Source organism: Nocardioides sp. LML1-1-1.1 (assembly GCF_040676175.1).
GTDB lineage: Bacteria > Actinomycetota > Actinomycetes > Propionibacteriales > Nocardioidaceae > Nocardioides.
In genome coordinates this window covers 64,314-87,105 of record NZ_JBEGHK010000006.1, presented here as the reverse complement: position 1 = coordinate 87,105, position 22,792 = coordinate 64,314, and the positions used below count along the sequence as shown (strand labels likewise).

Below are 22,792 nucleotides of genomic sequence, written 5' to 3'. Positions count from 1 at the left end.
GAGGGAGACGGACATGACCACCGAGACCACCAGCGGCTTCACCGAGGCCTGGCGGGCCTGGCACCGGGCCCACGAGAGCGCCCGGGCCGACCCGCACGGCTTCCTCGCCGTGACCAGCCTGAACTGGCTCACCGAGGAGCCCACCCGCTTCCCCGACGCCCCCGGCACCTGGCACACCGGGCCGGACGGGCCGGTCGTCGAGCTCGACGCGGGCGAGTCCCTGGAGCTCGACGGGGCGACGGTCACCGGCCGGCACGCCTTCGGGCCGATCCCCGAGCGCGGCGGCGTCAACGCGGGCTCCGGTGACGCCGTGATCGAGGTCGCCCGTCGCGGCGGCGCCGACATCGTCCGCCCGCGCCACCCCGACGCGCCGGTCCTCGCCGCCTACACCGGTACGACGACCTTCGAGCCGGACCCGGCCTGGACCCTCGCCGCCCGCTTCGAGGCCTACGACGCCCCGGTCGACACCGCCGTCGGCTCGGTCGTCGAGGGGCTCGAGCACGTCTACGGCGCCGTCGGCGAGCTCGCCTTCGAGGTGGCGGGCCGGCCGCTGCGGCTGGTCGCCTTCCCGGGCTTCACCCCGGACTCGCTGCTCGTGCTGTTCCGCGACCGGACGTCCGGCGTGTCGACGTACCCGGCGGTGCGGAGCCTGTCGGTGCCCCGGCCGGTCTCGGGCGAGGAGACCGTCGTGGACTTCAACCGCGCGGTCAACCTGCCGTGCGCGTACACGCCGTACGCCACCTGCCCGCTCCCGCCGGCCGGCAACGACCTGCCGGTCGCCGTCGAGGCGGGCGAGAAGACCCCTCACGCCGAGTAGGGACTTGCGGCGGCTGAGTGGGGCCTTGCGGCGCTCGAGTAGGGGTTTCGTATCCGACGCGCGACCCGAATCCCCTACTCGAGGGGGCGGAAACCCCCACTCGACCGCCGGAAGTCCCCACTCAACGGCGGGACCACTCCTCGGCGAGCAGGGCGTAGGAGCGGACCCGGTCGGCATGGTCGTGGGTGATCGTGGTGACCACCAGCTCGTCCGCGCCGACCGCGCGCTGCAGGACCTCCAGCTGGTCGGCGACCTGCGCCGGCGTGCCGACGAACTGGGTGTCGAGCCGGTCCTGCACGAGGTCGCGGTCCTCGTCGGTCCACTCCCAGGCCCGCGCCTCGTCGGGCGTGGGGAACGGGATCGCGCCCTCGGCGGTGCGGATGCTGCGCACCCACAGGCCGTAGCCGGTGGCGAGCTCGCGCGCGGTGGCCTCGTCCTCGGCGACCACGACGTCGGCGGAGACCGCGACGTACGGCGCGGACAGCACGTCGGAGGGCTCGAAGGAGGCGCGGTAGGCCGCGGCCGCCTCCAGCACGCCGGCGGGGTTGACGTGGTAGTTGGTCGCGAAGCGCAGCCCGCGCTTGCCGGCCACCTGTGCGCTCTCGCCGCCGCTGCTGCCGAGCACCCAGAGCTGCAGGTCGGCGCCCTCGCCGGGGACCGCCCGCGCGGGCACGCCCTCGCGCGAGACCCAGGTGCCGGCGAGGAAGGCCAGGATGTCGTCGAGCTGCTCGCCGTAGTCGGCGGACTGGGCCCCCTCCAGCTTGAGCAGCCCCTGCTGCACGGCGAAGCGCGGCGACCTCAGCAGCCGCTCGATCGAGACCTTCGGCGGGACGAGCAGGCCCTCGGCGGTGCGCCCGTCGACGAGCGGCACCGGCGGCTCGTCGGCGAGCCCGGACAGCGGCGGCTTGCCGCCGGAGCGGCCGACGCCGAGGTCGATCCGGCCGGGGTACGCCGCGTCGAGCAGCCCGAACTCCTCGATCGTGCTGAGCGCGGTGCGGTGCCCGAGCAGCACGGCACCGGAGCCGACCCGGATGGTGGAGGTGGCGCCGGCGAGCAGCGCGATCACGACCGACGGCGAGGTGCCGGCGACGCCGGGGTTGAGGTGGTGCTCGGCGACCCAGTAGCGGGCGTAGCCGAGCCGCTCGGTCTCCCGCGCCAGGTCGACGCTGTGGCGCAGCGCGTCGGCGCCGGTCTCCCCGGAGACGACGGGGACGAGGTCGAGGACCGAGAGCGGCACGCGGCTCACGACGCGGCCTCGGTCCGGGCGGTGGTGCCCACGGGCGCGAGCCCGAGGTGCTCGCGCAGCGTCGTCCCGTCGTACGACGTGCGGTGCACGCCGCGCTCCTGGAGCAACGGCACCACCTCGTCCACGAAGCGGCCGAGGCCGCCCGGGGTGACGTGCGGGACCAGGATGAAGCCGTCGCTGGCGTCGGCCTGGACGAACTCGTCGATGGTCGCGGCGACGGTCGCAGCAGAGCCGACGAAGGACTGGCGCCCGGTGACCTCGATGATCAGCTCGCGGCTGCTCCAGCCGTTCGCCTCGGCGCGCTCGCGCCACTCGCGGGCGATCTCGACCGGGTCCTGCCGGGTGCGGACCGAGGCGCGGCCCTTGGCGAACAGGTCGTCGCCGACGACCGGGTCGAAGGCGGGCAGCGGGCCGTCCGGGTCGTGCGCGGACAGGTCGGTGTTCCACAGCTGCTCGAGGAACTTGATCGCCGTCGCCGGCGAGACCTGCGCCAGGCGCACCTCGTGGGCGATCTCGGCGGCCTCGGCGTCGGTGTCGCCGAGCACGAAGGTCGCCGCCGGCAGGATGAGCAGCTCCTCGCGCGAGCGCCCGTGCCGGGCCAGCCGGCCCTTCACGTCGGCGTAGAACGCCTGGCCCTCGTCGAGCCTGCTGTAGCGGGAGAAGATCGCGTCCGCGCGGGCGGCGGCGAACTCCCGGCCCTCGTCGGAGTCGCCGGCCTGGAAGACCACTGGCCGGCCCTGGGGGCTGCGCGGCACGTTGAAGCGGCCCTCGATGTCGAAGTGCGCGTCGTGGTGGGCGAAGGCGCCGGCGTCGGGGCGGGCCAGGAAGCGCCCGGAGTCCTTGTCGGCGAGCACCTCGTCCCCGCGCCAGGAGTCCCAGATCTCGGTCGCGGTCTGCAGGAAGGTCCGTGCCCGCTCGTAGCGCTGGTCCTGCGGGAGGTAGCCCCCGCGGCGGAAGTTCTCACCGGTGAAGGCGTCCCAGCTGGTGACCACGTTCCACGCGGCGCGACCCTCGGAGAGGTGGTCGAGGCTGGCGAACTGGCGGGCCACCTCGTAGGGCTCGTTGAAGGTGGAGTTGATCGTGCCGGTCAGGCCGATCCGCTCGGTGACGGCGGCCAGCGCGGCCAGGATCGTGAAGGTGTCCGGGCGGCCGACCACGTCGAGGTCGTAGATCTGCCCGCCCTGCTCGCGCAGGCGCAGGCCCTCGGCGAGGAAGAGGAAGTCGAACAGCCCGCGCTCGGCGATCTGCGCGAACTCGGTGAAGGAGGAGAACTCGATGTGGCTGCCGGACTCCGGCGCGCTCCACACCGTGGTGTTGTTGACGCCGGGGAAGTGCGCGGCGAGGTGGACCTGCTTCTTCGGTGGGGTCGTCATGGAGGGTCCTCAGGCGGTCGCGTAGCGGTTGGCGGGACGGGACAGGCCGAGCAGGCCGCGCAGGGTGGCGGCGTCGTACGACGTCGGGAACAGGCCCCGCGCCTGCAGCTCGGGGACGACGCGGCGGGTGATCGACTCCAGGTCGTCGGGCAGCACGGCGGGCCGCAGGCGCACACCGGCGAGCCCGGCGTCGTACCACTCGGCGACGAGGTCGGCGAGGCCCGCGGCGGTGCCGGTGAAGACGAGCGCGTCGGAGCGGTAGGCCTCCCCCGCGACGGTGTCGAGCCGGCCGAGCCGGTCGACGGCGGCCTGCTCGCTCTCGTCGAGCACGACGACCAGGTCGCCGAGCACCCGGACCGGCTCGTCGCGCCCGGTGTCCGCGGCCGAGATCTCGGCGAGCACCGGCGCGATGTCGCCGGTGGCGTGCGGGGTGACGAAGCCGAGGTCGGTCGAGCCGCCGACGAGGCGGTAGGGCTCGGTGCGGTGCGCGAGCGCCGCGACGACCGGCTGGCCCTGCGGCGGGCGCGGGGTGATCGAGGGCCCCTTGACGTCGAACCAACGACCCTCGAAGTCGATGTAGTGCAGCTTGTCGCGGTCGATGAAGCGCCCGGTCGCGACGTCGCGGATCTCGGCGTCGTCCTCCCAGCTGTCCCACAGCCGGCGCAGCACCTCGACGTAGTCGGCGGCCTCGGCGAAGCTCTCGCGGACCAGCTCCTCGCCCGCGGGGGTGCCCAGGTCGTCGTACCCGAGGTCGGGGAAGGTGCGCCGGCCGAGCAGGGCGGCCTCGCGCGGCCGCGGCGCGACCTGGACCCGGACGCCGGCCCGGCCGCCGCTGACGTGGTCGAGGGTGGCGATCGCCTTGGCGAGGTGGAAGGGCTCGGTGTGGGTGACGACCGCGGTGGGGACCAGCCCGACGTGCGTGGTCAGGGGCGCGACCCGGGAGGCGACGAGGACGGCGTCGAGCCGGCCGCGCACCCGGTCGGTGCGGTCGTCGTCGGTGCGCCCGAAGGGCTCGTCGGTCTGCACCGCGAAGCCGTCCTCGAGGGTGACCAGGTCGACCAGGCCGGCCTCGGCCTCACGGACCAGGTCGGTCCAGTAGCCGGCGGTGAACAGGTCGGCGGGCCGGGCGTTGGGCTCCCGCCAGGCGGCGGGGTGCCAGCCGGCTCCTTCGAGGGCGACGGCGAGGCGGAGACGTCCACGGGCTCGGGTCATGGATTAACCCTATCAAGTTACTTGACTTAGTTCGTAGGGTGAGATGATGCGCTTCCAGGTCCTCGACATCGTCCCGCACCTCGCGAACCCGGTCACCGGTCGCCAGGTCCGCCCCGACGAGCGGCTCGCCCAGGCCGTCGCCTCCGCGCGGCACGCCGAGGAGCTCGGCTTCGACGCGGTCGCCCTCGGCGAGCGGCACGCCGGCAGCTTCCTCTCCAGCGGGGTCACCGTGCTGCTCGGCGCGATCGCCGCCAGCACCTCGCGGATCCGGCTGCAGACCGGCGTCACCGTGCTCTCGATCCTCGACCCGCTGCGGGTCGCCGAGGACTACGCCACCCTCGACCAGCTTTCCCGCGGCCGGCTGGAGATCGTGATCGGCAAGGGCAACGAGCTGCGCCAGCTGCCGATGTTCGGCATCGAGGCCGGTCGCCAGTGGGACGCGCTCGCCGAGAAGCACGCCCTGCTGCGCCGCCTGTGGCGCGAGGAGGCGGTCTCCTGGAGCGGGGAGTTCCGCGGGCCCCTGGAGGAGGTCACCAGCCTCCCCCGTCCCTACGCCGGCTCGCCGCGCATCTGGCACGGCTCGGCCACCACGCTCACCTCCGCCGCGCTGGCCGCCCGGTGGGGCGACCCGCTGTTCAGCGCGAACGCGATCCAGCCGCGCGACGCCTACACCCGGCTGATCGAGCACTACCGGGCCGAGCACGCCGAGCACGGCCACGACCCCCGGTTCGCCTACGTCGGCGCGGGTGCCGGCTTCCTCTACGTCGCCGACACCACCCAGGAGGCGAGGCGGGCCTTCGGGCCGACGTACGAGCGGATGATCGAGCTCTTCAACGCCCCCGGCAACCACACCCCCGGCAACGACTGGGTGTTCACGACGATCGACGACGCGATCGAGCGCGGGCCGGTGCTGGTCGGCAGCCCGCAGCAGATCGCGGAGAAGATCCTGTGGTTCCACGAGGCCTACGGCCACGACCTGCAGTCGTTCAGCCTGCCCACGGTGCTGCCCCACGAGCAGCAGCTGCAGATGCTCGAACGGGTCGCCGCCGAGGTGGTCCCGGTCGTGCGCCGGGCTGCCCCGACGACGCTGTGGACCGACGAGGACCCGTACGGCGGACGGCCCGCCTTCGCCGGGCGCACCGTCGCCGACGCGGCCGCGGAGATCGAGAAGACCCGGGTCTGACCGAGCGCGGTCCGGCGCTCAGCAGAGGCAGGCGCCCAGGCCCGCCGCCGCGTCGTCCATCGCGGTCCGCGCCAGCGTCGCCTTCGGCGCCCTGACCCGGTCGGCCATCAGCGCGAACGCCATCAGCCGGCCCTTGCGGTCGACCGCGATCCCGGCGAGCGAGGTGACCCCGGTCAGGGTGCCGGTCTTGGCCCGCACCCGGCCCCGGCCGGCGGCGGGTCCATGGTCCATCCGGTCGTCCAGCGAGCCGGTGTAGCCCGCGACGGGCAGGCCCGCGAGCAGCGGGCGCAGCTGCGGCGCCTCGTCGGAGGCCGCCCAGCGCAGCACGTCGACGAGCACCTGCGGGGCGAGCCGGTTGCTGCGGGACAGGCCGCTGCCGTCGTAGAGGACCGAGGCGCCGAGGTCGATGCCGTTGGCCTTCAGCACCCGCGCGACGGCCGCCTGGCCGGCCGCGAAGGTGCCGCCACCGCCGTCGGCGACGCCGATCTGGCGCAGCAGCACCTCGGCCGCGTTGTTGTCACTGACCTCCAGCAGGCGCTGCACGATCTGGGCGACCGTCGGGCTGGTGACCTGCGCGACGGCCGTCGCGGTCGGTGCGGCCGCGGTGTGCGCGGTCGCGCCGGCCACCTTGATGCCGGCCCGGGCGAGCTCGCGGCGGAACTCCAGCGCGGCGGTCCCGGACGGGTCCTTCACCCGGGTGCTGCCGTCGGCCGTGCGGCCGGTGTCGAGCCACAACGGGCTGATCGGCGAGACCTCCTCGGGGAAGTAGCCGGCCTCCCAGCGCGGGTTCATCGCCGGGCCCGAGAAGAGCGTGTCGTCGTAGCCGAGCCGGACCACGCGGACCCCACTCGCCCGCAGCGAGGCGGCGGTGGAGCGGGCCAGGGTGCGGATGTCGGCGCGCTGCGGCTGGTACGTCGGGCTGGTGCCGTCGTCGGCGGAGGCGGGGGTCCGGGTGAGGTACGGGTCGCCGCCGCCGACGAGGACCAGCCGGGGCGTCGTACCGCTCTTCTCCAGGACGGTCCGGGTGGCGAAGGTCTTGCCCGGGCCGAGCAGGAAGAGCGCGACCGCGGAGGTGACGACCTTGGTGGTCGAGGCCGGCATCGCGACCGGGGTGCCCTCGGTGGCCTGGTAGGCGAACCCGGTGCCGGTCAGCGGGGCGACCGCGGCGAGCACGTGCGGGCCGAGGTCCTTGGCGGCCAGCGGCCTCAGGGCGGCGGCGACGGCTGCCCGATCGAGCGGGCCGGCACCGGCCGCCGCGGGGGCCAGCGCCGCGGGCCGGACCACGTCGGGGACGTCGACCTCGGGCGGCGGGGCCACCGCGGCCGGGTCGGCCGGAGCCTCCGCGTCACCGCGCAGGTCGTGCCACCACTCCTCGGCCTGACCGGTCTGCCACGCGACCGCGCCCCCCGCGACCAGCACCACACCGAGCAGCGCGGCGACGGCGCGCCGCACCCGGTGCGGGTGCTCCTCGCGATGACTGCTGGCGTCACCCTTGCCCACGGTTTCCTCCCCGACTGCGCGTTCGGGGACATTGTGCGGGACAATGGCGCCGACAGTGGCGCGGGGCAGGCTCCCAACGGTTCACCAGCGCCCCGGCCGGCCCGCTCCCGCGGGCGAAGAATCACGTGTGGAGGAAGCCAGTGCTGGAGTTCGACGTCCTCGTGGAGATCCCCAAGGGGAGCCGCAACAAGTACGAGGTCGACCACGAGTCCGGGCGGATGCGCCTCGACCGCTTCCTCTTCACCTCCACGATGTACCCCGCCGACTACGGCTACATCGAGGACACCCTGGGCCAGGACGGCGACCCGCTGGACGCGCTGGTCCTGCTGCAGGAGCCGACCTTCCCCGGCATCCTGATCAAGTGCCGCGCGATCGGCATGTTCCGGATGACCGACGAGGCCGGCGGCGACGACAAGGTGCTGTGCGTCCCCGCGGGCGACCCGCGGATGGAGCACCTGCGCGACATCAACCACGTGGCGAACTTCGACCGCCTGGAGATCCAGCACTTCTTCGAGGTCTACAAGGACCTCGAGCCCGGCAAGTCCGTCGAGGGCGCCGACTGGGTCGGCCGCACCGAGGCCGAGGCCGAGATCGTGGCCTCCTTCGAGCGGTTCAAGACCGAGGGCCACTGAGCCCCGCCCCGGGTCACCGGGGAGCGAGCACCACCGAGAGCCCGGCGGCGAGAGCTGCCGGGCTCTCGTCGTGCTCGGGCGGGGTGGTGATGTAGCTCAACGCCATCCGCGCGGCCACCCGGGCGAAGGAGCGGGCGCTGTCGGCGCCGAGGGCCGGCCAGGTGCTGCGAGCGATCTGCTCCAGCCGCTCGCCGGCCCGGGCCAGCAGCGGGCCGGCGTCGGCGGTGACCAGCCGGACCAGGTCCGGGTGTGCGTCGCCGTCCCGCACCCGGCCGATGAGCGGGTCGGTCGCGGCGCCCTCCAGGAAGAGCACCAGGCCCGCCTCCAGGCCGGCCCGCGGGTCGTCCGGGTGCTCGGCGACGGTCGCGCCGATCACGTCGCAGAGCACGTCGGCCAGCGCCAGGGTGTAGGCCTGGGCCAGGCCGTTGCGGGAGCCGAAGGTGTTGTAGAGCGTCTGGCGGCTCACCCCGGCGTCGTTGGCGACGGCCTCCAGGGTCACGTCCCGCCACGGGTTGTCGAGGAGCTGGCGGCGCAGGGCGTCGAAGACCGCGGCACTGCGCTCGGCGGCGGTACGACGGCCGGGCACTAGCGCTTGACCCCGCGGAAGTAACCGATCGCCCCGCTCCGCTCGATCACCACGTCTGCGATGCCCTGGCCGGCGAACCAGCCCTCCAGGTCGTCGGTGGTGCACCCGGGCCCGAGCAGCCCGGCGAGCCGGCCGACCTGGCGCAGCGGGAGGTAGCGCAGCCGGTCGTTGAGCAGCGCGCTGCCGGTGAGCACCCCGCCGGGGCGCAGCACCCGCGCCATCTCGATCACGGCGCGGGCCGGGTCCGGGAAGCAGTGCAGCCCGGTGAAGGTGACGACCAGGTCGAAGGAGTCGTCGGCGAAGGGCAGGTCGCCGACGTCGGCCACCTGCGGGGTGACCTGGTCGGCCACGCCGCGCTTCTCGGCGGCCCGCATCGTGCGCTCCAGCATGGCCGGCGCGATGTCCGCGGCGACGTACTCGACGTCCTGGGCGGGGCGCAGCCCGCGCAGCGCGACCCCGCCGCCGCAGGGGATGTCGAGGATCCGCGCGCCGGCGGGCTGGCGGCCGATCTCGGCGGCGGCCCGGTAGAGCAGGCGCAGGTCGCTCTGGATGCCCGCGCGCCAGACCGCGCCGCCCACCCGCGGGTGCTCGACGGTCCAGTCGTAGAAGCTCGCCCACAGCGGGTCGTCGGACCAGCCGCCGAGGCCGGGGACGCGCGAGACGGCGGCACGGATCATCGTCCTCCTCCGATCAGGTCGGGCGCGCGCAGCAGTGGCTCGGGGACGGCGAAGGCCGCGACCAGGTCGCCGGCGACCGGGCGCAGCCGCCGGCACAGGTCACCGACCTCGCGGGTGATCGCCTTGGAGCGCGCGCTGGTCAGCCGGCCGTGCTCGAGGAACCAGGCCCGGTCGGCCTCGATCACGCTCAGCGCGTAGAGGTCGCACAGCGCGTTCAGCACGTCGCGGAGCGGGCCCTCCGGGGTCGCGGCGACCTTGTCGACGAACGCCTCCAGCACCTCGCGCTCGACGTGGGCACGGGCCGAGGCGATCACGTGGTCCTGCACCCGGGAGAACACCTCGCCGGCGTTCATCCCGCTGTCGACGCCGCGCTTGAGCCGCCGGGCCACGCCGCCGATCAGGTGCTCCTCGCGGAAGCGCAGCATCGCCAGGTGGTAGGCCGGGTCGAGCAGCCCCGCGTCGGTGTCCCAGTCGTCGCCACCCCCGCCGGGCAGCAGGTCGCGGATCTGCTCCAGCAGCTGGTGGGCCTTGGTCCGCTCCAGCACGGTCTCGACCGCGAGACCGGCGACGAAGCGCACCATGCCGAGCTGGTCGAGGTCCTCGAAGTCGCTGGCGTAGTCGGTCAGCAGTCCCTTGGCGACCAGCTGCAGCAGGACGTGGTTGTCGCCCTCGAACGTCGTGAACACGTCGGTGTCGGCCTTGAGCGCCGCGAACCGGTTGACGGCGAGGTAGCCCGCGCCGCCGCACGCCTCGCGGCTCTCCTGGATGGAGCGGGTCGCGTGCCAGGTCGCCAGCGCCTTCGTGCCGGCCGCGCGCGACTCCAGCAGCCGCCGCGACTCCTCGTCGGTGTCGATGCCGGAGAAGACGTCGTGCAGCGCGCCGGTGAGCACCTCCTGGGCGAAGTGCAGCGCGTAGGTGCGCGCCAGCAGCGGCAGCAGCCGGCGCTGGTGCAGGCCGTAGTCGAGCAGCAGCTCCTCGCTGCCCTCGTCGGTCGCCTCGAACTGCCGGCGCTGCAGGGCGTAGCGGATCGCCACGGTGAGCGCGACCTTCGAGGCGCTGATGCCGGCCGCGCCGACCGAGACCCGGCCCTGGACGAGGGTGCCGAGCATGGTGAAGAAGCGCCGGCCCGGGCTCTCGATCTCGCTGGTGTAGGTGCCGTCCTCGGTCACGTCCGCGAACCGGTTGAGCAGCGCCTCGCGCGGGACCCGGACCCCGTCGAACCACAGCCGGCCGTTGTCGACGCCGTTGAGGCCCATCTTGTGACCGTCGTCCTCGACCCGGACGCCGGGCAGCGGGTCGCCCGCCTCGTCCCGGACCGGTACGACGAGCGCGTGCACCCCGTGCCCCTCGCCGCCGACCTCCAGCTGCGCGAACACCACCGCCACCCGGGCGTGCGCGGCGGCGTTGCCGATGTAGTCCTTGCCGGCGCTCGGGGTAGTCGTCGTGACGACGAACTCGCTCGTCTCCGGGTCGTAGGTCGCGACCGTGCCGAGCGCCTGCACGTTCGACCCGTGCCCGGTCTCGGTCATCGCGAAGCAGCCGAGCAGCCGGCCGTTGACGATGTCGGCCAGGTAGGCGTCGTGGTGCCGCTTCGTGCCGAGCTGCAGGATCGCCCCACCGAACAGGCCGAACTGCACGCCGACCTTCACCAGCACCGACAGGTCGCCGTAGCCGAGGGTCTCGAAGGCGGCGATCGAGGCGCCGATGTCGCCCCCGCCGTCGTACTCCTCCGGGAAGCCCATGCCGGTCGCGCCGGTGCCGGCCATCTCCAGCACCACGTCCTTGACCCGCTCGCGGAAGTCCGCGCGGGTCATCGTCTCGGCGTCCTCCAGCACGGAGGCGTACGCCGGCAGCATCTCCCGCACGGTGCGGCGGATCTCGGCGTAACGGCCGTCCAGCAGGTCGGTCAGCGCAGGGACGTCGACGCTGAGCTCGGGGGGCAGGTCGTTCGTGGACTCCTCGGCCATGGCCAGAACCTAGCCGACGCCGGGCGCGCTCACGGACGCGCGTAGAAGTCCGGCGTCCGCCAGTAGTACATCGACTCCTCGGTGACGGGGCGGCCGGTGCGCGGGGCGTGGATGATCCGGCCGTCGCCGACGTAGAGCGCTACGTGGTGGATCGACGACGGACCGCCGTCGCCCCAGAACACCAGGTCGCCGGGGCGCAGGTCGCCGACCGAGATCGGGGTCGAGACGTCGTACTGGGCGACGGAGTAGTGGGGAAGGCTCTTGCCGCCCGCGGACCAGGCGCCCGCGGTCAGGCCGGAGCAGTCCCACGAGCCGGGGCCGGCCGCACCCCACCGGTAGGGCTCGCCGAGCTGGGCGCGGGCGAAGGCGATCGCGGCCTGGGCGCCGCCGGACGGGGCCGGCGGGGTGCGCGGCTCGTCGGGCTGGTCCTGGTGCCCCGACGCGGGCTTGCCGGTGTTGCCCGGCCTCGGCTTCGGCTGCGCCGCGGCGGCCGCCGCGGCGGCGGCCTCGGCCCGGGCGACGGCCCGGGCCCGGGCGGCCGCGGCGAGGCCGTCCTGACGGCGCTGGGCGACCGCGACGCTGACCCCTTCCAGCCGGGCCAGGGTGCGCACCAGGGCCGTCTTCCGACGGCGCACCGACGCGGCCGTCGCGGTGGCGCTCGCCGCCTCGGCGGCGGCGGTGTCCCGTGCGGTCTGCGCGGTCCGCAGCGCCTCGTCGGCGGCGGTCGAGGCCGTGGTCGCCGCCCGCTCGGCACGCTCGGCGGTGGTGGCGGCGGCGTCGTACTCCTCCTTGCGCTGCTGCATCAGCGCGTCGACCCGCTCCTTGGCGGAGGCCTCCTCCAGCAGCGACTCCATGCCGTCGGCGGCGACCAGCGCGCTCGCGGCCTCCAGGTCGGTGCCGGCCGTGCTGGTCGCGATCACCAGCTCCCCGTACGACGCCCGCTGCACCTCCAGTGCCTGGTCGGCCCGCACCGAGGCGGCCGTCGCGGTGCGCTCGGCGGCCTGCGCCTGCTGCGCCTTCCAGCGCGCCCCGTTCCAGGCCTCCGCGGCCCGGGCGGCCCGCTCGGAGGCGGCGTCGACAGCGGCGTCCGCGGCGGCGAGCTGCTCGCGCACCACGTCCACGTCGGACTTCGCCGCCTGGGCGTCGGCCTGGGCGTCCTGGACGTCGGCCGCGCTCGGCGTACCGCTCCCGTCGTCGCCGCTCGGGTCCGCCAACGCCGGCGCGACCACCCCCGCGGTCAGCACGAGCGCGAGCAGGCCGGTCCCGAGAGCTGGAGTACGCACTTGCGTCACCGTAGTGCGATTTCGTCACATTGGGAACAAAAATCCCAACTTTCTCAGGAGTCACCGGCGTGTCGCCTTGACGAACTACATGGTTGTAATTCTCGCGGGACGGGCTCCGGACGCGGACAGTCCCCCGCGAGAAGCACCTGATCCGAGCGGGATCGGGTGCTTTCGCGAGGGACTGTCGCGAGCGAGGAGCCTCAGTCGGCGTCGACCGGGACCTTCGAGGTGGTCGTCGTGGGATGGGAGTGCCCGCGTCTGTCGAACTTCTGCCCGCTGGCCACGCCCCCGACGTAGAAGGACACGATGGCGATGGCGATGCCGGCGAGGTCGTCGGCGACGTAGTGCCAGCCGAAGTAGAGGGTCGCGATCACGGTGAGCCCGAAGTTGACCCAGAAGATCCACTTCAGGATCTTCGAGCGCAGGGTGTACTGCACCATCAGCGCGAACAGCAGGGTGATCGCACAGTGCAGGCTCGCGAAGCCGGCGATCGAGTTGACCGACTCGGTCGCGCCGCCGTAGAGGACGTTGCCCCTCGCTCTCACGATCGCGTCCATCAGGTCGGTCGTGCCGGTGTGCGCGAGGCCGTTCACCCCGTAGTACTCCGAGGTGTAGGCGATGCCCGGGCCGAGCGTCGGCAGCAGGTAGTAGGACAGCGTGCCGAGCGACCAGGCCAGGCACTGCGAGGTCACGAACCAGTAGCCGAAGGACATGTTCCGCGACCACACCAGCCACGCGGTGACCGCGAGCGGGACCAGCGGCAGGAACATCAGGTAGATCGGCGAGAGCACCTCCGCGGTGATCGTCTTGCCGAAGATCCCGTGCAGGACGTCGCTGGGGTCGTGGCCGAAGAAGATGACCTTGTCGAGCAGGTGCAGCTCACGGTCGTACGACAGCGCCCGGGTCTCGCCCGCGGGCGCGTTCGGGTCGGAGCGGACGAACGGCAGGAACGACTTCAGGTTCCGGTAGCTGACGTAGGTCAGGTAGAAGCTGATCACGCCGATGCCGACGAGGATCGCGCGTTCCTTGGACCAGTGCGTGCGCAGCCGGTGCTTGACGATCGGTACGACGCGGCTCGGGCGTCCCCGCGCACGCCACAGCGTGAGCGGCAGCAGGTCGAGCAGCAGCGCGCCGATCAGCAGCAGCGGCAGCCGGATGTACGACGGTCCGAGGAAGCTCCCCTCCGGGTCGAGCAGCCGCCGGTCGATCTTGACGGCAGCGAACACCGCGAGGCCGAGCATGAGAGCGGCCGTGCCGATGAGGAGGGTATAGGCGCGGCGGTACACCCGAGGGAGTCTATGAGACGCCTTGTCAGGATCCGCTCGCGTCCGGGGTGAGGAGCGCTACGCCGCCCCCGTCGACCCGGACGGCGACCCGCTCCCCGGGCGCCGCGGTCCACCCGGGGACCCCCTCCCCGTCGAGCGGTCCGACCCCGTCGACGTCGACCACGAGCCGGGCGCCGTCGGGGGTCAGCCGGAAGGAGCGGACCGTGGCGGGCTGCCCCTCGCCGGGCCCGGCCACCACGGCGCTGGCCCGGACCGCGACCACCGCCCCCGGCACGGGCGGGCGCCCGGCCAGTCGCAGCAGCGTGGCGGCCGCGTCCTCGCGCAGCACGTGGGGATAGCCGAGGAAGGCGGCGGTCCCGGGGTCCGCGGGCGCCGCCCACACCTCCGCGGTCGGCCCCTCCTGGACGATCCGCCCGGCACGCATGACGGCGAGCCGGTCGGCGACCGCGAAGGCCTCGTCCTGGTCGTGGGTGACCAGCAGCGCGGTGGTGCCGGACTCGACCAGGATCCGGCGCAGGTCGGCGGCGAGGCGGACCCGCAGGCCGGCGTCGAGCGCGCTGAGCGGCTCGTCGAGCAGCAGCAGGCGCGGCTTCGCGGCGAGCGAGCGGGCCAGGGCGACGCGCTGGCGCTCGCCGCCCGAGAGCGTGCGGGGCAGCCGCTCGGCGTACCCGGACAGGCCGACGAGGTCGAGCAGGTCGCCGACCTCGGCGCGGACCGCCGCACGGGAGAGCCCGCGCAGCCGCTGGGCGTAGCCGACGTTGCGGGCGACGGTCAGGTGGTCGAAGAGCTGGCCGTCCTGGAACATCAGCGCGAAGCCGCGGCGGTGCGTGGGCGTGCCGCGCAGGTCCGCGCCGTCCCAGGCGATCGTCCCGGTGGCGGGCTCGAGGCCCGCGACGGCGCGCAGCAGGGTGGACTTGCCGCAGCCGGACGGGCCGAGCACCGCGAGCACGTCGCCGTCGGCGACGCGCAGGTCCACGCCGTCGACCGCGCGAGTGCCCTCGAAGGCGACCGAGACGTCGCTCAGCTCCAGCATCACCAGGCTCCCGTTCCCGGCACGCGCAGCCGCTCGACGACGAGGATCACGGCCGCCGTGAGGGCCGCGAGGACGACGGAGGCGGCGAGCGCGCTGCCGTGGTTCAGCGGACCGGGGTGGCCGAGCAGACGGTAGATCACCACCGGCAGGGTCGGCTCGGCCGGGCGCACGATGAAGGACGTCGCCCCGAACTCCCCCAGCGACACCGCGAACGCGAAGCCCGCCGCCGCCAGCACCGGGCGCCAGACCACGGCCAGGTCCACGGTCAGCAGGGTGCGCAGCGGGCCGGCGCCGAGCGAGGCTGCCGCCTGGCGCTGGCGGTCGTCGATGCCGGCGAGCACCGGCACCAGCGTCCGTACGACGATCGGCAGGGCCACCAGCGCCTGCGCGACCGGCACGAGCAGGGGGCTCGCGCGCAGGTCGAGCGGCGGTGAGTCGAGCGCGATGAGGAAGCCGAAGCCGAGGGTCACCGCGGACACACCGAGCGGCAGCATGAAGAACCCGTCGAGCACGGCCCGGGCCCGGCGCCCGCCGCGGCTGCGCACCCGCCGGGTGACGAGGAAGGCGACCGCGAGGCCGAGCAGCAGCGACATCCAGGTCGCGTCCACCGCGATGCGCAGGGACGCCAGCAGCGCATGGGCGAGCGAGACCTCGAACAGGCCGTCGGCGGAGCCGCCGAGCGCACGGTAGAAGTCGAGCGTCCAGTGCCCGTCGCGGCGCAGGGAGCCGACGACCAGGGCGAGCACGGGCAGCGCGACCGCGACCAGCGTGGCGGCGGTGACCGCGACGGCCGGCAGGTCGCGCAGGTGCGGGCGGGCGGGGGCGGCGCTGGCGCGTCGTACGGTCGGGTCGGGGACGGCCCGCAGCCGGCCCACGACGACCAGGAGCACGACGACGGCGAGCATCTGCACCAGCGAGAGCGCGGCCGCCGCGGGCAGGTCGAGCAGGTCGGCGGTGAGCAGGTAGATCTCGGTCTCGACCGAGGAGTAGCGCACCCCGCCGAGCACCAGCACCACCCCGAACGCGGTCGCGCAGAACAGGAACACCACGCTCGCCGCCGACACGACCGCCGGGCGCAGCGCGGGGAAGGTCACCGTGCGGAACACCTGCCAGGGGCTCGCGCCCAGCGCCGCCGCGGCCTCACCGGGCCGCCGGTCGAGCGACTCCCAGGCGACGCCGACGGTGCGGATCACCACCGCCACGTTGAAGAAGACCAGGCCGGCGACGATCGCCGCCGGGGTGCCGTCGAGGCCGAGGAAGCCGAGGATCCCGCTCGGCGCGATCAGCTCGCGCACCGCCAGCCCGACCACCACGGTGGGCAGCACGAAGGGCACCAGCAGCGCCGCCCGGACCACGGCCCGGCCGGGGAAGCGCAGCCGGTGCAGGACGTACGCCGCCGGCAGGCCCAGCGCGACCGCGAGCGTGGTGGCCAGCGTGCTCGTCCAGAGCGTGAACCACAGCACCCGCCCGGTGCGCGGGCGCGCCAGCACGTCGAGCACCGCGCCCGGGGCGAACCGGCCCTCCGGCCACAGCCCACGGTGCAGCATCGCGCCCACGGGGAGCACGAAGAAGACCGCCACCACCGCGACCGGGACGACGGCCAGCGCGACGTACGCCGCCCGTCGGGCCGTCCGGTCGAGGCTCATCGCGAGGTGAGGTCGGTCCACTCCTCCAGCCACGCCTTCCGCTTCTCGGCGATCTCGGCCGGGTCGACCTGCTCGGTCTTCTCCGGCCGCTTCGCGAACTCCGCCCACTCGGCCGGCAGCGTCGTGTCCTCGGCGACCGGGAAGACGTACATCGAGCCGGGCAGCGCCGCCTGCACCTCCGGCGAGAGCAGCCAGTCGATCACCGCGTGCGCGCCGTCGGTGTTGGTGGACCCGCTCTTCAGCACTCCGGCGTACTCCACCTGCCGGAAGCAGCCGTCGAGCAGCGCCCGGGTCGACGTCTTCCTGCCCGCCTTGTCGAGGGTGAAGGCCGGCGAGGAGTCGTAGGACACCACGATCGGACGGTCACCGCCGGAGAAGGTGAAGTCCTCGAAGTAGGCCTCGGTCCAGCCCTTCACGACCTTGGTGCCGTTGGCGACCAGGCGCTTCCAGTAGCCGGTCCAGTCCTCGCCGTAGCGGCCGATGGTGGCGAGCAGGAAGGCCAGGCCGGGCGAGCTGGTGCTGGCGGCGGGGACGACGAACAGGTCCCGGTAGGCCGGCTTCGTCAGGTCGTCCAGGGTCTGGGGCTCCGGGACGCCCTGGTCGCGGAACCAGGCGCTGTCGACGTTGACGCAGACCGCTCCGGTGTCGACCGGGGTCAGCGCGTCGTCGCCGTCGCCGGGGAGCTCGTACTGCTCCGCACCGGCGGGCAACGCCGGCGCGTAGCCGCTGAAGACACCCTCCTCGATCGCCCGGGTGGCGAAGGCGTTGTCGATGCCGAAGACCACGTCACCGACCGGCTTGTCCTTGGTGAGCACGAGCTGGTTGGTCAGCGTGCCGGCGTCGGCCAGCTTGCTGATCTTCAGGTCGTAGCCGGTGTCCTTCTCGAACGTCGCGACCAGGTCCTTCGGGAGGTCGAAGGACTCGTGGGTGACCAGGGTGACCTGGGTCTGCTTCACCCCCTGGGCGCCGTCGTCCTCCTGGCCGACGAGCGAGCAGCCGCCCGCCAGGAGGGCGAGCGCGGTGAGGCCGGTGAGCGCGCGGATGCGCATCGGGTGACTCCCTTCGCCGGTGCTAACCGGATCAGGTTCGGAGGGTCTGCGCGGTGCGCACTCTCAGCCCTGGTGGGCTCCCCTGTCTGACCCGCTCAGTCTACGGCGGTGAAGACGAGACCGTCGGGGTGGTCCTCGCTGGTGGCCTGGCCGCGCGCGACGAGCAGCTCCAGGTGCGCCATCGTCTCCATCGCGGCCATCCCCTGGCTGAACACGTCGAGGTCGCCGAAGGCGCGCTCGTGGCGGGTCCAGCCGAGGTCCTTGGCGACGACCAGCGAGGTCACCGCGCCGCGGGCGCGCAACGAGTCGGCGCACTGGTCGAGGCGGGACTCGTGGTGGGCGAGCAGCTCGTCCACCCGCTTGTACGTCGAGGGGGCCACCGGACCGTGCGCCGGGAGGATCCGCAGGTCCGGCAGCTGCCGGACCCGGGCCAGGGACGCCATGAACTGGCCGAGCGGCTGGTCGGTCTGCGGCACGGTGAAGCCGATGGACGGGGTGATCGTGGGCAGCACGTGGTCGCCGGAGAAGAGCACCCCCTCGACCTGGTCGGCGTAGACGTAGTGGCCGGGCGTGTGGCCCGGGGTGTGCACGGCGTCGAGGGTGCGGCGGCCGACCTCGAAGGAGCGGTCGCCCTCCAGCCAGACGTCGGGGAAGGCCCAGTCGACGGCCTCGGGGAGGTCCGGCGGGCCGGCCGCCCACAGCTCGGCGATCTCGGCGGCGCCGGCGGTGCGCAACGGCGCCAGGAAGGGACCCTCGTCGAGCTCGCCGGCGGCGGCGCGGTGGAGCAGCTCGAGGGCGGGCTTCTCCTCGATGCCGAGGGCCACCTCCGCGTCGTACTCGTGACCGAGGACGGTGGCCAGCGTGTAGTGGTCGCGGTGCACGTGGGTGACCAGGAAGCGCTTGATGTCGCCGAAGCCCGAGCCGATCGAGCGCAGGCACTTGTCGAGCAGCTCGCGCGCGACCGGGATCGACCAGCCGCCGTCGATCAGGGTCAGCCCGTCGTCCCCGGCGACGACGTAGACGTTGACCGCCTTGAGCGCGTCCATCGGCAGCGGGAGCGGGATCCGGTGGATGCCCTCGGCGACCTGCCAGGCGCCCTCGGCCGCCCAGTGCTCGCCGGAGTCCGGGGAGATCGCATGGCCCGTGGCGACACCGCTCGTCATGGCCCGACCTTAGTGAACCGTCTCCGGTGCCTGGAGGTCGGGGAGGTCGAGGTCGAGGTTGGGCTGCTGGATGCCGCCGTCGACCTCCAGCAGCTTGCCGGTGACGAACTGGCCGGCCCGCGAGGACAGGTAGAGGACCGCCGCCGCGATGTCCTCGGCCTCGCCGATCCGGCCCAGCGGGGTGGCCTGCTCCATCTGCTGCTTCATCGCCGGTACGCCGGCGACGAACTCCAGCGCGCTGGTCATCACCGAGCCGACGTACACGCCGTTGACGCGGATGCTCGGCGCCAGGTCGCTCGCCGCGAGCCGGGTCCAGTGCGCGAGCGCGGCCTTGGCGACGCCGTAGGCGAGGTAGCCGCGGGCGGCGGTGCGGCCCATCATCGAGCTGATCGAGGTGATCGACTTCTGCCGGCCCTCGCCCGCGGAGGCCAGCATCAGCGGCACGGCCGCGCGGCTGAGCGCGTGCGCAGTGGCGACGTTGAAGTGGAAGGACTCCTCCAGGTAGGCCACGTCGGTGTCCAGGAAGGCGTTCGGGATGGTGCCGCCGACGTTGTTGACGACGACGTCGAGGCGGCCGAAGGCGTCGTACGCCGCCTGGGCGAGGCCGGCGACCTCGTCGGTGTGCGCGAGGTTCGCCGGGACGACGACGGCCCGGCGCCCGGCGGCCTCGATCCGGTCCTTGACCTCGGCGAGCTGGGACTCGGTGCGCGAGGAGATCAGCACGTCCGCACCGGCCTCGGCGAGCGCGACCGCGGTGGCGGCGCCGATCCCGCGGCCGGCGCCGGTGACGACGGCGACGTGGTCGGTGAGCGTGAAGCGGTCCAGGATGCTCATCGGGCCACCAGCCCGCGGCCGGTGACCAGCGGCAGGTCGAGCGCCGAGCGCAGCCCGGGCTCGGCGGCGACGACGGCCGGCACGGCGTTGACCAGCCGCTGCGCGGTGATGATCATCCCGGAGACGTTGTGGTCGCCGTTCTCCCCGTGGTGGGTGAACTCCATCTTCATGCACGGCTCGCCGGTGATCTCCACGCGGTAGCAGCCGTCGCCCTCGTTCGGCGTCGGCCAGTCCGGCTCGGCGCTCGCGTCGGTGCGGGTGACGTGCTCCAGGGTGACCCGCGGGACGCCGTCGACGGTGCCGATCACCCGGAACAGCACCGAGCCCATCGTGCCCTCCTCGACGTCCACCGAGACCGTGGAGACGGTGCGCGGCGCGGGCCGTCGGGTGACCTCCTCGACCAGCGGCTCGTCGAGGGTGACGCCGAGCCCCTCGGCGATGACCCGCACCACCGGGCCCCAGGCGGTGGTGAGGATCCCCGGCTCCCACAGCAGCGGCTTGGCGTCGAGCGGCTGCCCGAAGCCGAAGAGGTCGCGCATCACGACCGGCTGGTAGTACGTCGAGTAGTCCGCGATCTCGCTGACCTTCACGTGGTCGATGCGCTGGCTCAGGCTGGTGAGCACGAGCGGCAGCACGTCGTTGGCGAAGCCCGGGTCGATCCCGTTGACGTGCAGGCTGGCGTTGCCCTGCCGGCCCGCCTCGTCGATGCCCTCGATCATCTCCGGCGGCAGCGTGCCGTCGCGCGCGAGCAGGATGACCGGCCCGGACGAGACGACGTTGACGCCGTCGCGGACGAAGCCGGTCAGGTCCTCGATCGACTCGAACACCCGGTCGTCGGTCATCGCGCCGTGGATGATGCAGTCGGGCCGGAGCGCGATCAGCTCGTCGCGGTCCGTGGTCGCCTTGATCCCGAGCTCGCGCCCCAGCCCGGCCAGCTCACCCGCGTCCTTGCCGTGCTTGTCGGGGGTGGACGTCCAGACCCCGACGAGCTCGAGGTCGGGGTGGGCGTCGACGCCGGCGACGGCGTACCGGCCGATGGTGCCGGTGGACCAGACGACGACGCGCAGCGGCTTCTCGGGGATGACCTGTGACATGCGGGCCAATGTAGAACAGGTTCTAGTTGCTGGGAAGAGGAACCGGGATCACCTCGTCCGGCGCCCACTCCGGGCACCGCGTCCCGGAGTAGATCGTCGGCATGCAGCGGTTGCAGTGGATGCACGTCCCCCGGCTGGCCTGGCCGGCCTCCAGACGCCGCACCAGGTCCGGCTCGCGCAGCAGCGCGCGCCCCATCACCACGAAGTCGAAGCCGTCGGCCATCGCCTGCTGCATGGTGCTCAGCCGGTTGATCCCGCCGAGCAGCATGAGCGGCATGCCCACGGCCGCGCGGAACGCCAGCGCCTTCTCCCGGAAGTACGCCTCCTCGAACTGGTAGCGCTTGAGGAAGCCGCGTCCCGCCGGGCTCCGCATCCCCCAGCGCACGAGCGGCGGCATGGTCGCGGCGAACTCCGCGACCGGCGCCTCGCCGCGGAAGAGGTACATCGGGTTCATCAGCGAGGAGCCGCCGGAGAGCTGGAGGGCGTCGAGGTGGCCGTCGGCCTCCAGCAGCTGCGCCACCTCGATCCCCATCGGGGTCGTCACGCCGCCGGCGAAGCCGTCGGAGACGGAGATCTTGGCGGTGACGGCGACGGCGTCCCCCACCTCCTCCCGTACGACGCGCGCCACCTGCCGCGCGAGCCGGGCCCGTCGTTCCAGCGGCCCACCCCAGCGGTCACGGCGGCGGTTCAGCCCGGGCGCGAGGAAGGAGGAGATCAGGTAGGAGTGCGCCATGTGCAGCTCGAGCACGTCGAAGCCGGCCCGGACCAGGACCCGGGCGGCGTCGACGTAGGCCCGGGTGACGCGGGTGAGGTCCTTCTCCGAGGCGGACCGGATCATCTGCATCGACAGCGGGCTCGGCATCGGGCTGGCGGCGATCGCACGGACGCCGTTGGAGCGGCCGTTGGCGACCGGGCCGGCATGGCCGACCTGGCCGGCGATGGCGGCGCCGGTCGCATGGATCTCGTCGGCGAGACGGGTCAGCCCGGGCAGGGTGTCCTCGCCGACGACGACCTGCTCGCGGTGGGTGCGTCCGTCGGGGGCGATGGCGAGGTAGGCGACCGTGGTCAGCCCGACCCCGCCGGCGGCGGGAGCGCGGTGGTAGGCGATCAGCTCGTCGGTGACCTGGCCGTGCGGCGTTCGACCCTCGAAGGTCGCGGCCTTGACGGTCCGGTTGCGCAGCCGGACCGGCCCGAGGGTGGTCGGGGCGAAGACGTCGGGCGGAGTGCTCACCGCAAAACTGTAACGTGTTCCATCTAGCGTAAGTCAGGTTATGGCGAGTACCGTCCGAGCATGGCCAAGACGCTGTGGCGAGACCGCAACGACGCGCTCGACCCGGAGACGGACTACGTCGAGATCTACCAGAACCTCGCGCTCTACGAGTTCAGCTGGGACTTCACCCAGTCCCTCAGCTTCGCCCTCTTCCGCACCTACGCCGTGCCCAGCATCGGCCGGCTGCTCGACGAGACCGGCGCGTTCACCCGCCAGGTCCAGCAGCGCTACGACGACACCGCGCTGCTGCTGGAGGCGCCCTTCGTGCACGGCTTCGACAGCGCCGAGGGCAAGACCGCGCTGCGCCGGATCAACGAGATGCACAAGGCCTACGACATCTCCAACGACGACTTCCGCTACGTGCTGTCGACCTTCGTCGTCGTCCCCAAGCGATGGCTCGACGACTACGGCTGGCGCCCGCTCAGCGACACCGAGCTGCGCGCGACGGTCAACTACTACCGCGCGCTCGGCCGCCACATGGGCATCAAGGACGTCCCGGAGACCTACGACGGGTTCATGCACCTGCTCGACGACTACGAGCGCGCGCACTTCGACTTCGACGCGGGCGGGCGCCGGGTCGCCGACTCCACCCTGGCGCTGATGACCACCTTCTACCCCCGCCCCCTGCGCAAGCCGGTCGAGGTGTTCAGCCGGGCCCTGATGGACCAGCCCCTCCTCGACGCCTTCGGGTACGTCGAGCCGGGCCCGCTCGCGCGCAAGGTCAGCCGCGCGGCGATGAGGGCCCGGGCGCGGGTGCTGCGGCACACCCCGTCCAACCGCCGGCCGGTCTACACCGCCGACCTCCCGCGGATCAAGAGCTATCCCGGCGGCTACGACCTGGCCGACCTCGGGACCCGCCCGGTGCCGGGCGTCGGCGGCTGCCCGGTGCGGCACGCCCCGGAGGCCGTCACCGCGCAGGCGTGAGCCGGACGGCTGTCCTA

20 protein-coding genes and 1 riboswitch are annotated in these 22,792 nt (G+C 73.5%); of the genes, 4 read left to right on the top strand and 16 right to left on the bottom strand.

Going from position 1 to position 22,792, the window contains the following annotated elements; all coding sequences use genetic code 11:
* Positions 1-13 precede the first annotated feature (13 nt).
* Complete coding sequence (locus tag MRBLML1_RS19560; protein WP_364519152.1) at positions 14-817, top strand: DUF1684 domain-containing protein; 804 nt, start codon at positions 14-16, stop codon at positions 815-817.
* Between the two features lie 121 nt (positions 818-938).
* On the opposite strand, the gene MRBLML1_RS19555 is transcribed toward MRBLML1_RS19560, so the two are convergent.
* Genes MRBLML1_RS19555 through MRBLML1_RS19545 form a run of 3 tightly spaced genes read right to left on the bottom strand, consistent with a single transcriptional unit; the run spans position 939 to position 4,648 of the window.
* Positions 939-2,063 (bottom strand): LLM class flavin-dependent oxidoreductase, encoded by a 1,125-nt coding sequence (locus tag MRBLML1_RS19555; protein WP_364519149.1) that lies wholly within the window; start codon positions 2,061-2,063, stop codon positions 939-941.
* Positions 2,060-3,436 carry an NtaA/DmoA family FMN-dependent monooxygenase gene (locus MRBLML1_RS19550; RefSeq protein ID WP_364519147.1) on the bottom strand — a complete coding sequence of 459 codons (1,377 nt, stop codon included), beginning with the start codon at positions 3,434-3,436 and terminating at the stop codon, positions 2,060-2,062. The genes MRBLML1_RS19555 and MRBLML1_RS19550 overlap by 4 nt, the downstream gene beginning before the upstream one ends.
* Positions 3,437-3,445: 9 nt before the next feature.
* On the bottom strand, positions 3,446-4,648 hold the full coding sequence (locus tag MRBLML1_RS19545) for an LLM class flavin-dependent oxidoreductase (protein WP_364519145.1): 1,203 nt from the start codon (positions 4,646-4,648) through the stop codon (positions 3,446-3,448).
* A 46-nt stretch (positions 4,649-4,694) separates the two neighbouring features.
* Here MRBLML1_RS19545 and MRBLML1_RS19540 point away from each other — a divergent pair, with 46 nt between their 5' ends.
* The gene (locus tag MRBLML1_RS19540) at positions 4,695-5,831 is read left to right on the top strand and encodes an LLM class flavin-dependent oxidoreductase (protein WP_364519143.1); all 1,137 of its coding nucleotides are present in this window, start codon (positions 4,695-4,697) and stop codon (positions 5,829-5,831) included.
* Positions 5,832-5,849: 18 nt separating this feature from the next.
* Here the strand turns inward: MRBLML1_RS19540 and dacB are convergent, their stop codons facing one another.
* Entirely contained in the window at positions 5,850-7,331 is a 1,482-nt protein-coding gene (gene dacB, locus MRBLML1_RS19535; protein WP_364519141.1) for a D-alanyl-D-alanine carboxypeptidase/D-alanyl-D-alanine endopeptidase, read from the bottom strand.
* A gap of 143 nt (positions 7,332-7,474) precedes the next feature.
* Here dacB and MRBLML1_RS19530 point away from each other — a divergent pair, with 143 nt between their 5' ends.
* Complete coding sequence (locus MRBLML1_RS19530; protein ID WP_364519713.1) at positions 7,475-7,963, top strand: inorganic diphosphatase; 489 nt, start codon at positions 7,475-7,477, stop codon at positions 7,961-7,963.
* Positions 7,964-7,976: 13 nt separating this feature from the next.
* Here the strand turns inward: MRBLML1_RS19530 and MRBLML1_RS19525 are convergent, their stop codons facing one another.
* The 12 genes from MRBLML1_RS19525 to MRBLML1_RS19470 form a co-directional block, all read right to left on the bottom strand.
* On the bottom strand, positions 7,977-8,549 hold the full coding sequence (locus MRBLML1_RS19525) for a TetR/AcrR family transcriptional regulator (RefSeq protein ID WP_364519139.1): 573 nt from the start codon (positions 8,547-8,549) through the stop codon (positions 7,977-7,979).
* Positions 8,549-9,226, bottom strand: a complete 678-nt coding sequence (locus tag MRBLML1_RS19520; RefSeq protein WP_364519137.1) for a class I SAM-dependent methyltransferase — start codon at positions 9,224-9,226, stop codon at positions 8,549-8,551. The genes MRBLML1_RS19525 and MRBLML1_RS19520 overlap by 1 nt, the downstream gene beginning before the upstream one ends.
* Entirely contained in the window at positions 9,223-11,193 is a 1,971-nt protein-coding gene (locus MRBLML1_RS19515) for an acyl-CoA dehydrogenase (protein WP_364519135.1), read from the bottom strand. Before MRBLML1_RS19515 ends, MRBLML1_RS19520 begins: the two co-directional genes overlap by 4 nt.
* A 29-nt stretch (positions 11,194-11,222) precedes the next feature.
* A complete protein-coding gene (locus MRBLML1_RS19510) occupies positions 11,223-12,476 on the bottom strand; it encodes a C40 family peptidase (RefSeq protein WP_364519132.1) in 1,254 nt (417 codons plus the stop codon).
* A 200-nt stretch (positions 12,477-12,676) separates the two neighbouring features.
* A complete protein-coding gene (locus MRBLML1_RS19505; protein ID WP_364519130.1) occupies positions 12,677-13,762 on the bottom strand; it encodes a phosphatase PAP2 family protein in 1,086 nt (361 codons plus the stop codon).
* A 25-nt stretch (positions 13,763-13,787) separates the two neighbouring features.
* Positions 13,788-14,795, bottom strand: coding sequence for an ABC transporter ATP-binding protein (locus MRBLML1_RS19500; RefSeq protein ID WP_364519711.1), 1,008 nt, complete (start codon positions 14,793-14,795; stop codon positions 13,788-13,790).
* Positions 14,795-16,462, bottom strand: coding sequence for an ABC transporter permease (locus tag MRBLML1_RS19495; RefSeq protein ID WP_364519128.1), 1,668 nt, complete (start codon positions 16,460-16,462; stop codon positions 14,795-14,797). The genes MRBLML1_RS19500 and MRBLML1_RS19495 overlap by 1 nt, the downstream gene beginning before the upstream one ends.
* Positions 16,438-17,490 (bottom strand): thiamine ABC transporter substrate-binding protein, encoded by a 1,053-nt coding sequence (locus tag MRBLML1_RS19490; RefSeq protein WP_364519126.1) that lies wholly within the window; start codon positions 17,488-17,490, stop codon positions 16,438-16,440. The genes MRBLML1_RS19495 and MRBLML1_RS19490 overlap by 25 nt, the downstream gene beginning before the upstream one ends.
* Positions 17,482-17,584: riboswitch (TPP riboswitch) on the bottom strand. It overlaps the preceding gene by 9 nt.
* A gap of 1 nt (position 17,585) precedes the next feature.
* Positions 17,586-18,653, bottom strand: a complete 1,068-nt coding sequence (locus tag MRBLML1_RS19485; protein ID WP_364519124.1) for an MBL fold metallo-hydrolase — start codon at positions 18,651-18,653, stop codon at positions 17,586-17,588.
* A gap of 9 nt (positions 18,654-18,662) precedes the next feature.
* The gene (locus MRBLML1_RS19480) at positions 18,663-19,487 is read right to left on the bottom strand and encodes an SDR family oxidoreductase (RefSeq protein ID WP_364519122.1); all 825 of its coding nucleotides are present in this window, start codon (positions 19,485-19,487) and stop codon (positions 18,663-18,665) included.
* Positions 19,484-20,581 carry a diacylglycerol kinase gene (locus tag MRBLML1_RS19475; RefSeq protein ID WP_364519120.1) on the bottom strand — a complete coding sequence of 366 codons (1,098 nt, stop codon included), beginning with the start codon at positions 20,579-20,581 and terminating at the stop codon, positions 19,484-19,486. Before MRBLML1_RS19475 ends, MRBLML1_RS19480 begins: the two co-directional genes overlap by 4 nt.
* A gap of 22 nt (positions 20,582-20,603) precedes the next feature.
* Positions 20,604-21,812 (bottom strand): NADH:flavin oxidoreductase, encoded by a 1,209-nt coding sequence (locus MRBLML1_RS19470; RefSeq protein ID WP_364519118.1) that lies wholly within the window; start codon positions 21,810-21,812, stop codon positions 20,604-20,606.
* Between the two features lie 60 nt (positions 21,813-21,872).
* Here MRBLML1_RS19470 and MRBLML1_RS19465 point away from each other — a divergent pair, with 60 nt between their 5' ends.
* The gene (locus tag MRBLML1_RS19465; protein ID WP_364519116.1) at positions 21,873-22,775 is read left to right on the top strand and encodes an oxygenase MpaB family protein; all 903 of its coding nucleotides are present in this window, start codon (positions 21,873-21,875) and stop codon (positions 22,773-22,775) included.
* The last annotated feature ends 17 nt before the right edge of the window (positions 22,776-22,792 follow it).

What these genes read in the sequence shown, in the direction of transcription:
- MRBLML1_RS19560 (WP_364519152.1), top strand. Translation starts at nt 14, where the DNA reads ATGACCACCGAGACCACCAGCGGCTTCACCGAGGCCTGGCGGGCCTGG.
- MRBLML1_RS19550 (WP_364519147.1), bottom strand. Translation starts at nt 3,436, where the DNA reads ATGACGACCCCACCGAAGAAGCAGGTCCACCTCGCCGCGCACTTCCCC.
- MRBLML1_RS19545 (WP_364519145.1), bottom strand. Translation starts at nt 4,648, where the DNA reads ATGACCCGAGCCCGTGGACGTCTCCGCCTCGCCGTCGCCCTCGAAGGA.
- MRBLML1_RS19540 (WP_364519143.1), top strand. Translation starts at nt 4,695, where the DNA reads ATGCGCTTCCAGGTCCTCGACATCGTCCCGCACCTCGCGAACCCGGTC.
- MRBLML1_RS19520 (WP_364519137.1), bottom strand. Translation starts at nt 9,226, where the DNA reads ATGATCCGTGCCGCCGTCTCGCGCGTCCCCGGCCTCGGCGGCTGGTCC.
- MRBLML1_RS19515 (WP_364519135.1), bottom strand. Translation starts at nt 11,193, where the DNA reads ATGGCCGAGGAGTCCACGAACGACCTGCCCCCCGAGCTCAGCGTCGAC.
- MRBLML1_RS19500 (WP_364519711.1), bottom strand. Translation starts at nt 14,795, where the DNA reads ATGCTGGAGCTGAGCGACGTCTCGGTCGCCTTCGAGGGCACTCGCGCG.
- MRBLML1_RS19490 (WP_364519126.1), bottom strand. Translation starts at nt 17,490, where the DNA reads ATGCGCATCCGCGCGCTCACCGGCCTCACCGCGCTCGCCCTCCTGGCG.
- MRBLML1_RS19485 (WP_364519124.1), bottom strand. Translation starts at nt 18,653, where the DNA reads ATGACGAGCGGTGTCGCCACGGGCCATGCGATCTCCCCGGACTCCGGC.
- MRBLML1_RS19480 (WP_364519122.1), bottom strand. Translation starts at nt 19,487, where the DNA reads ATGAGCATCCTGGACCGCTTCACGCTCACCGACCACGTCGCCGTCGTC.
- MRBLML1_RS19475 (WP_364519120.1), bottom strand. Translation starts at nt 20,581, where the DNA reads ATGTCACAGGTCATCCCCGAGAAGCCGCTGCGCGTCGTCGTCTGGTCC.
- MRBLML1_RS19465 (WP_364519116.1), top strand. Translation starts at nt 21,873, where the DNA reads ATGGCCAAGACGCTGTGGCGAGACCGCAACGACGCGCTCGACCCGGAG.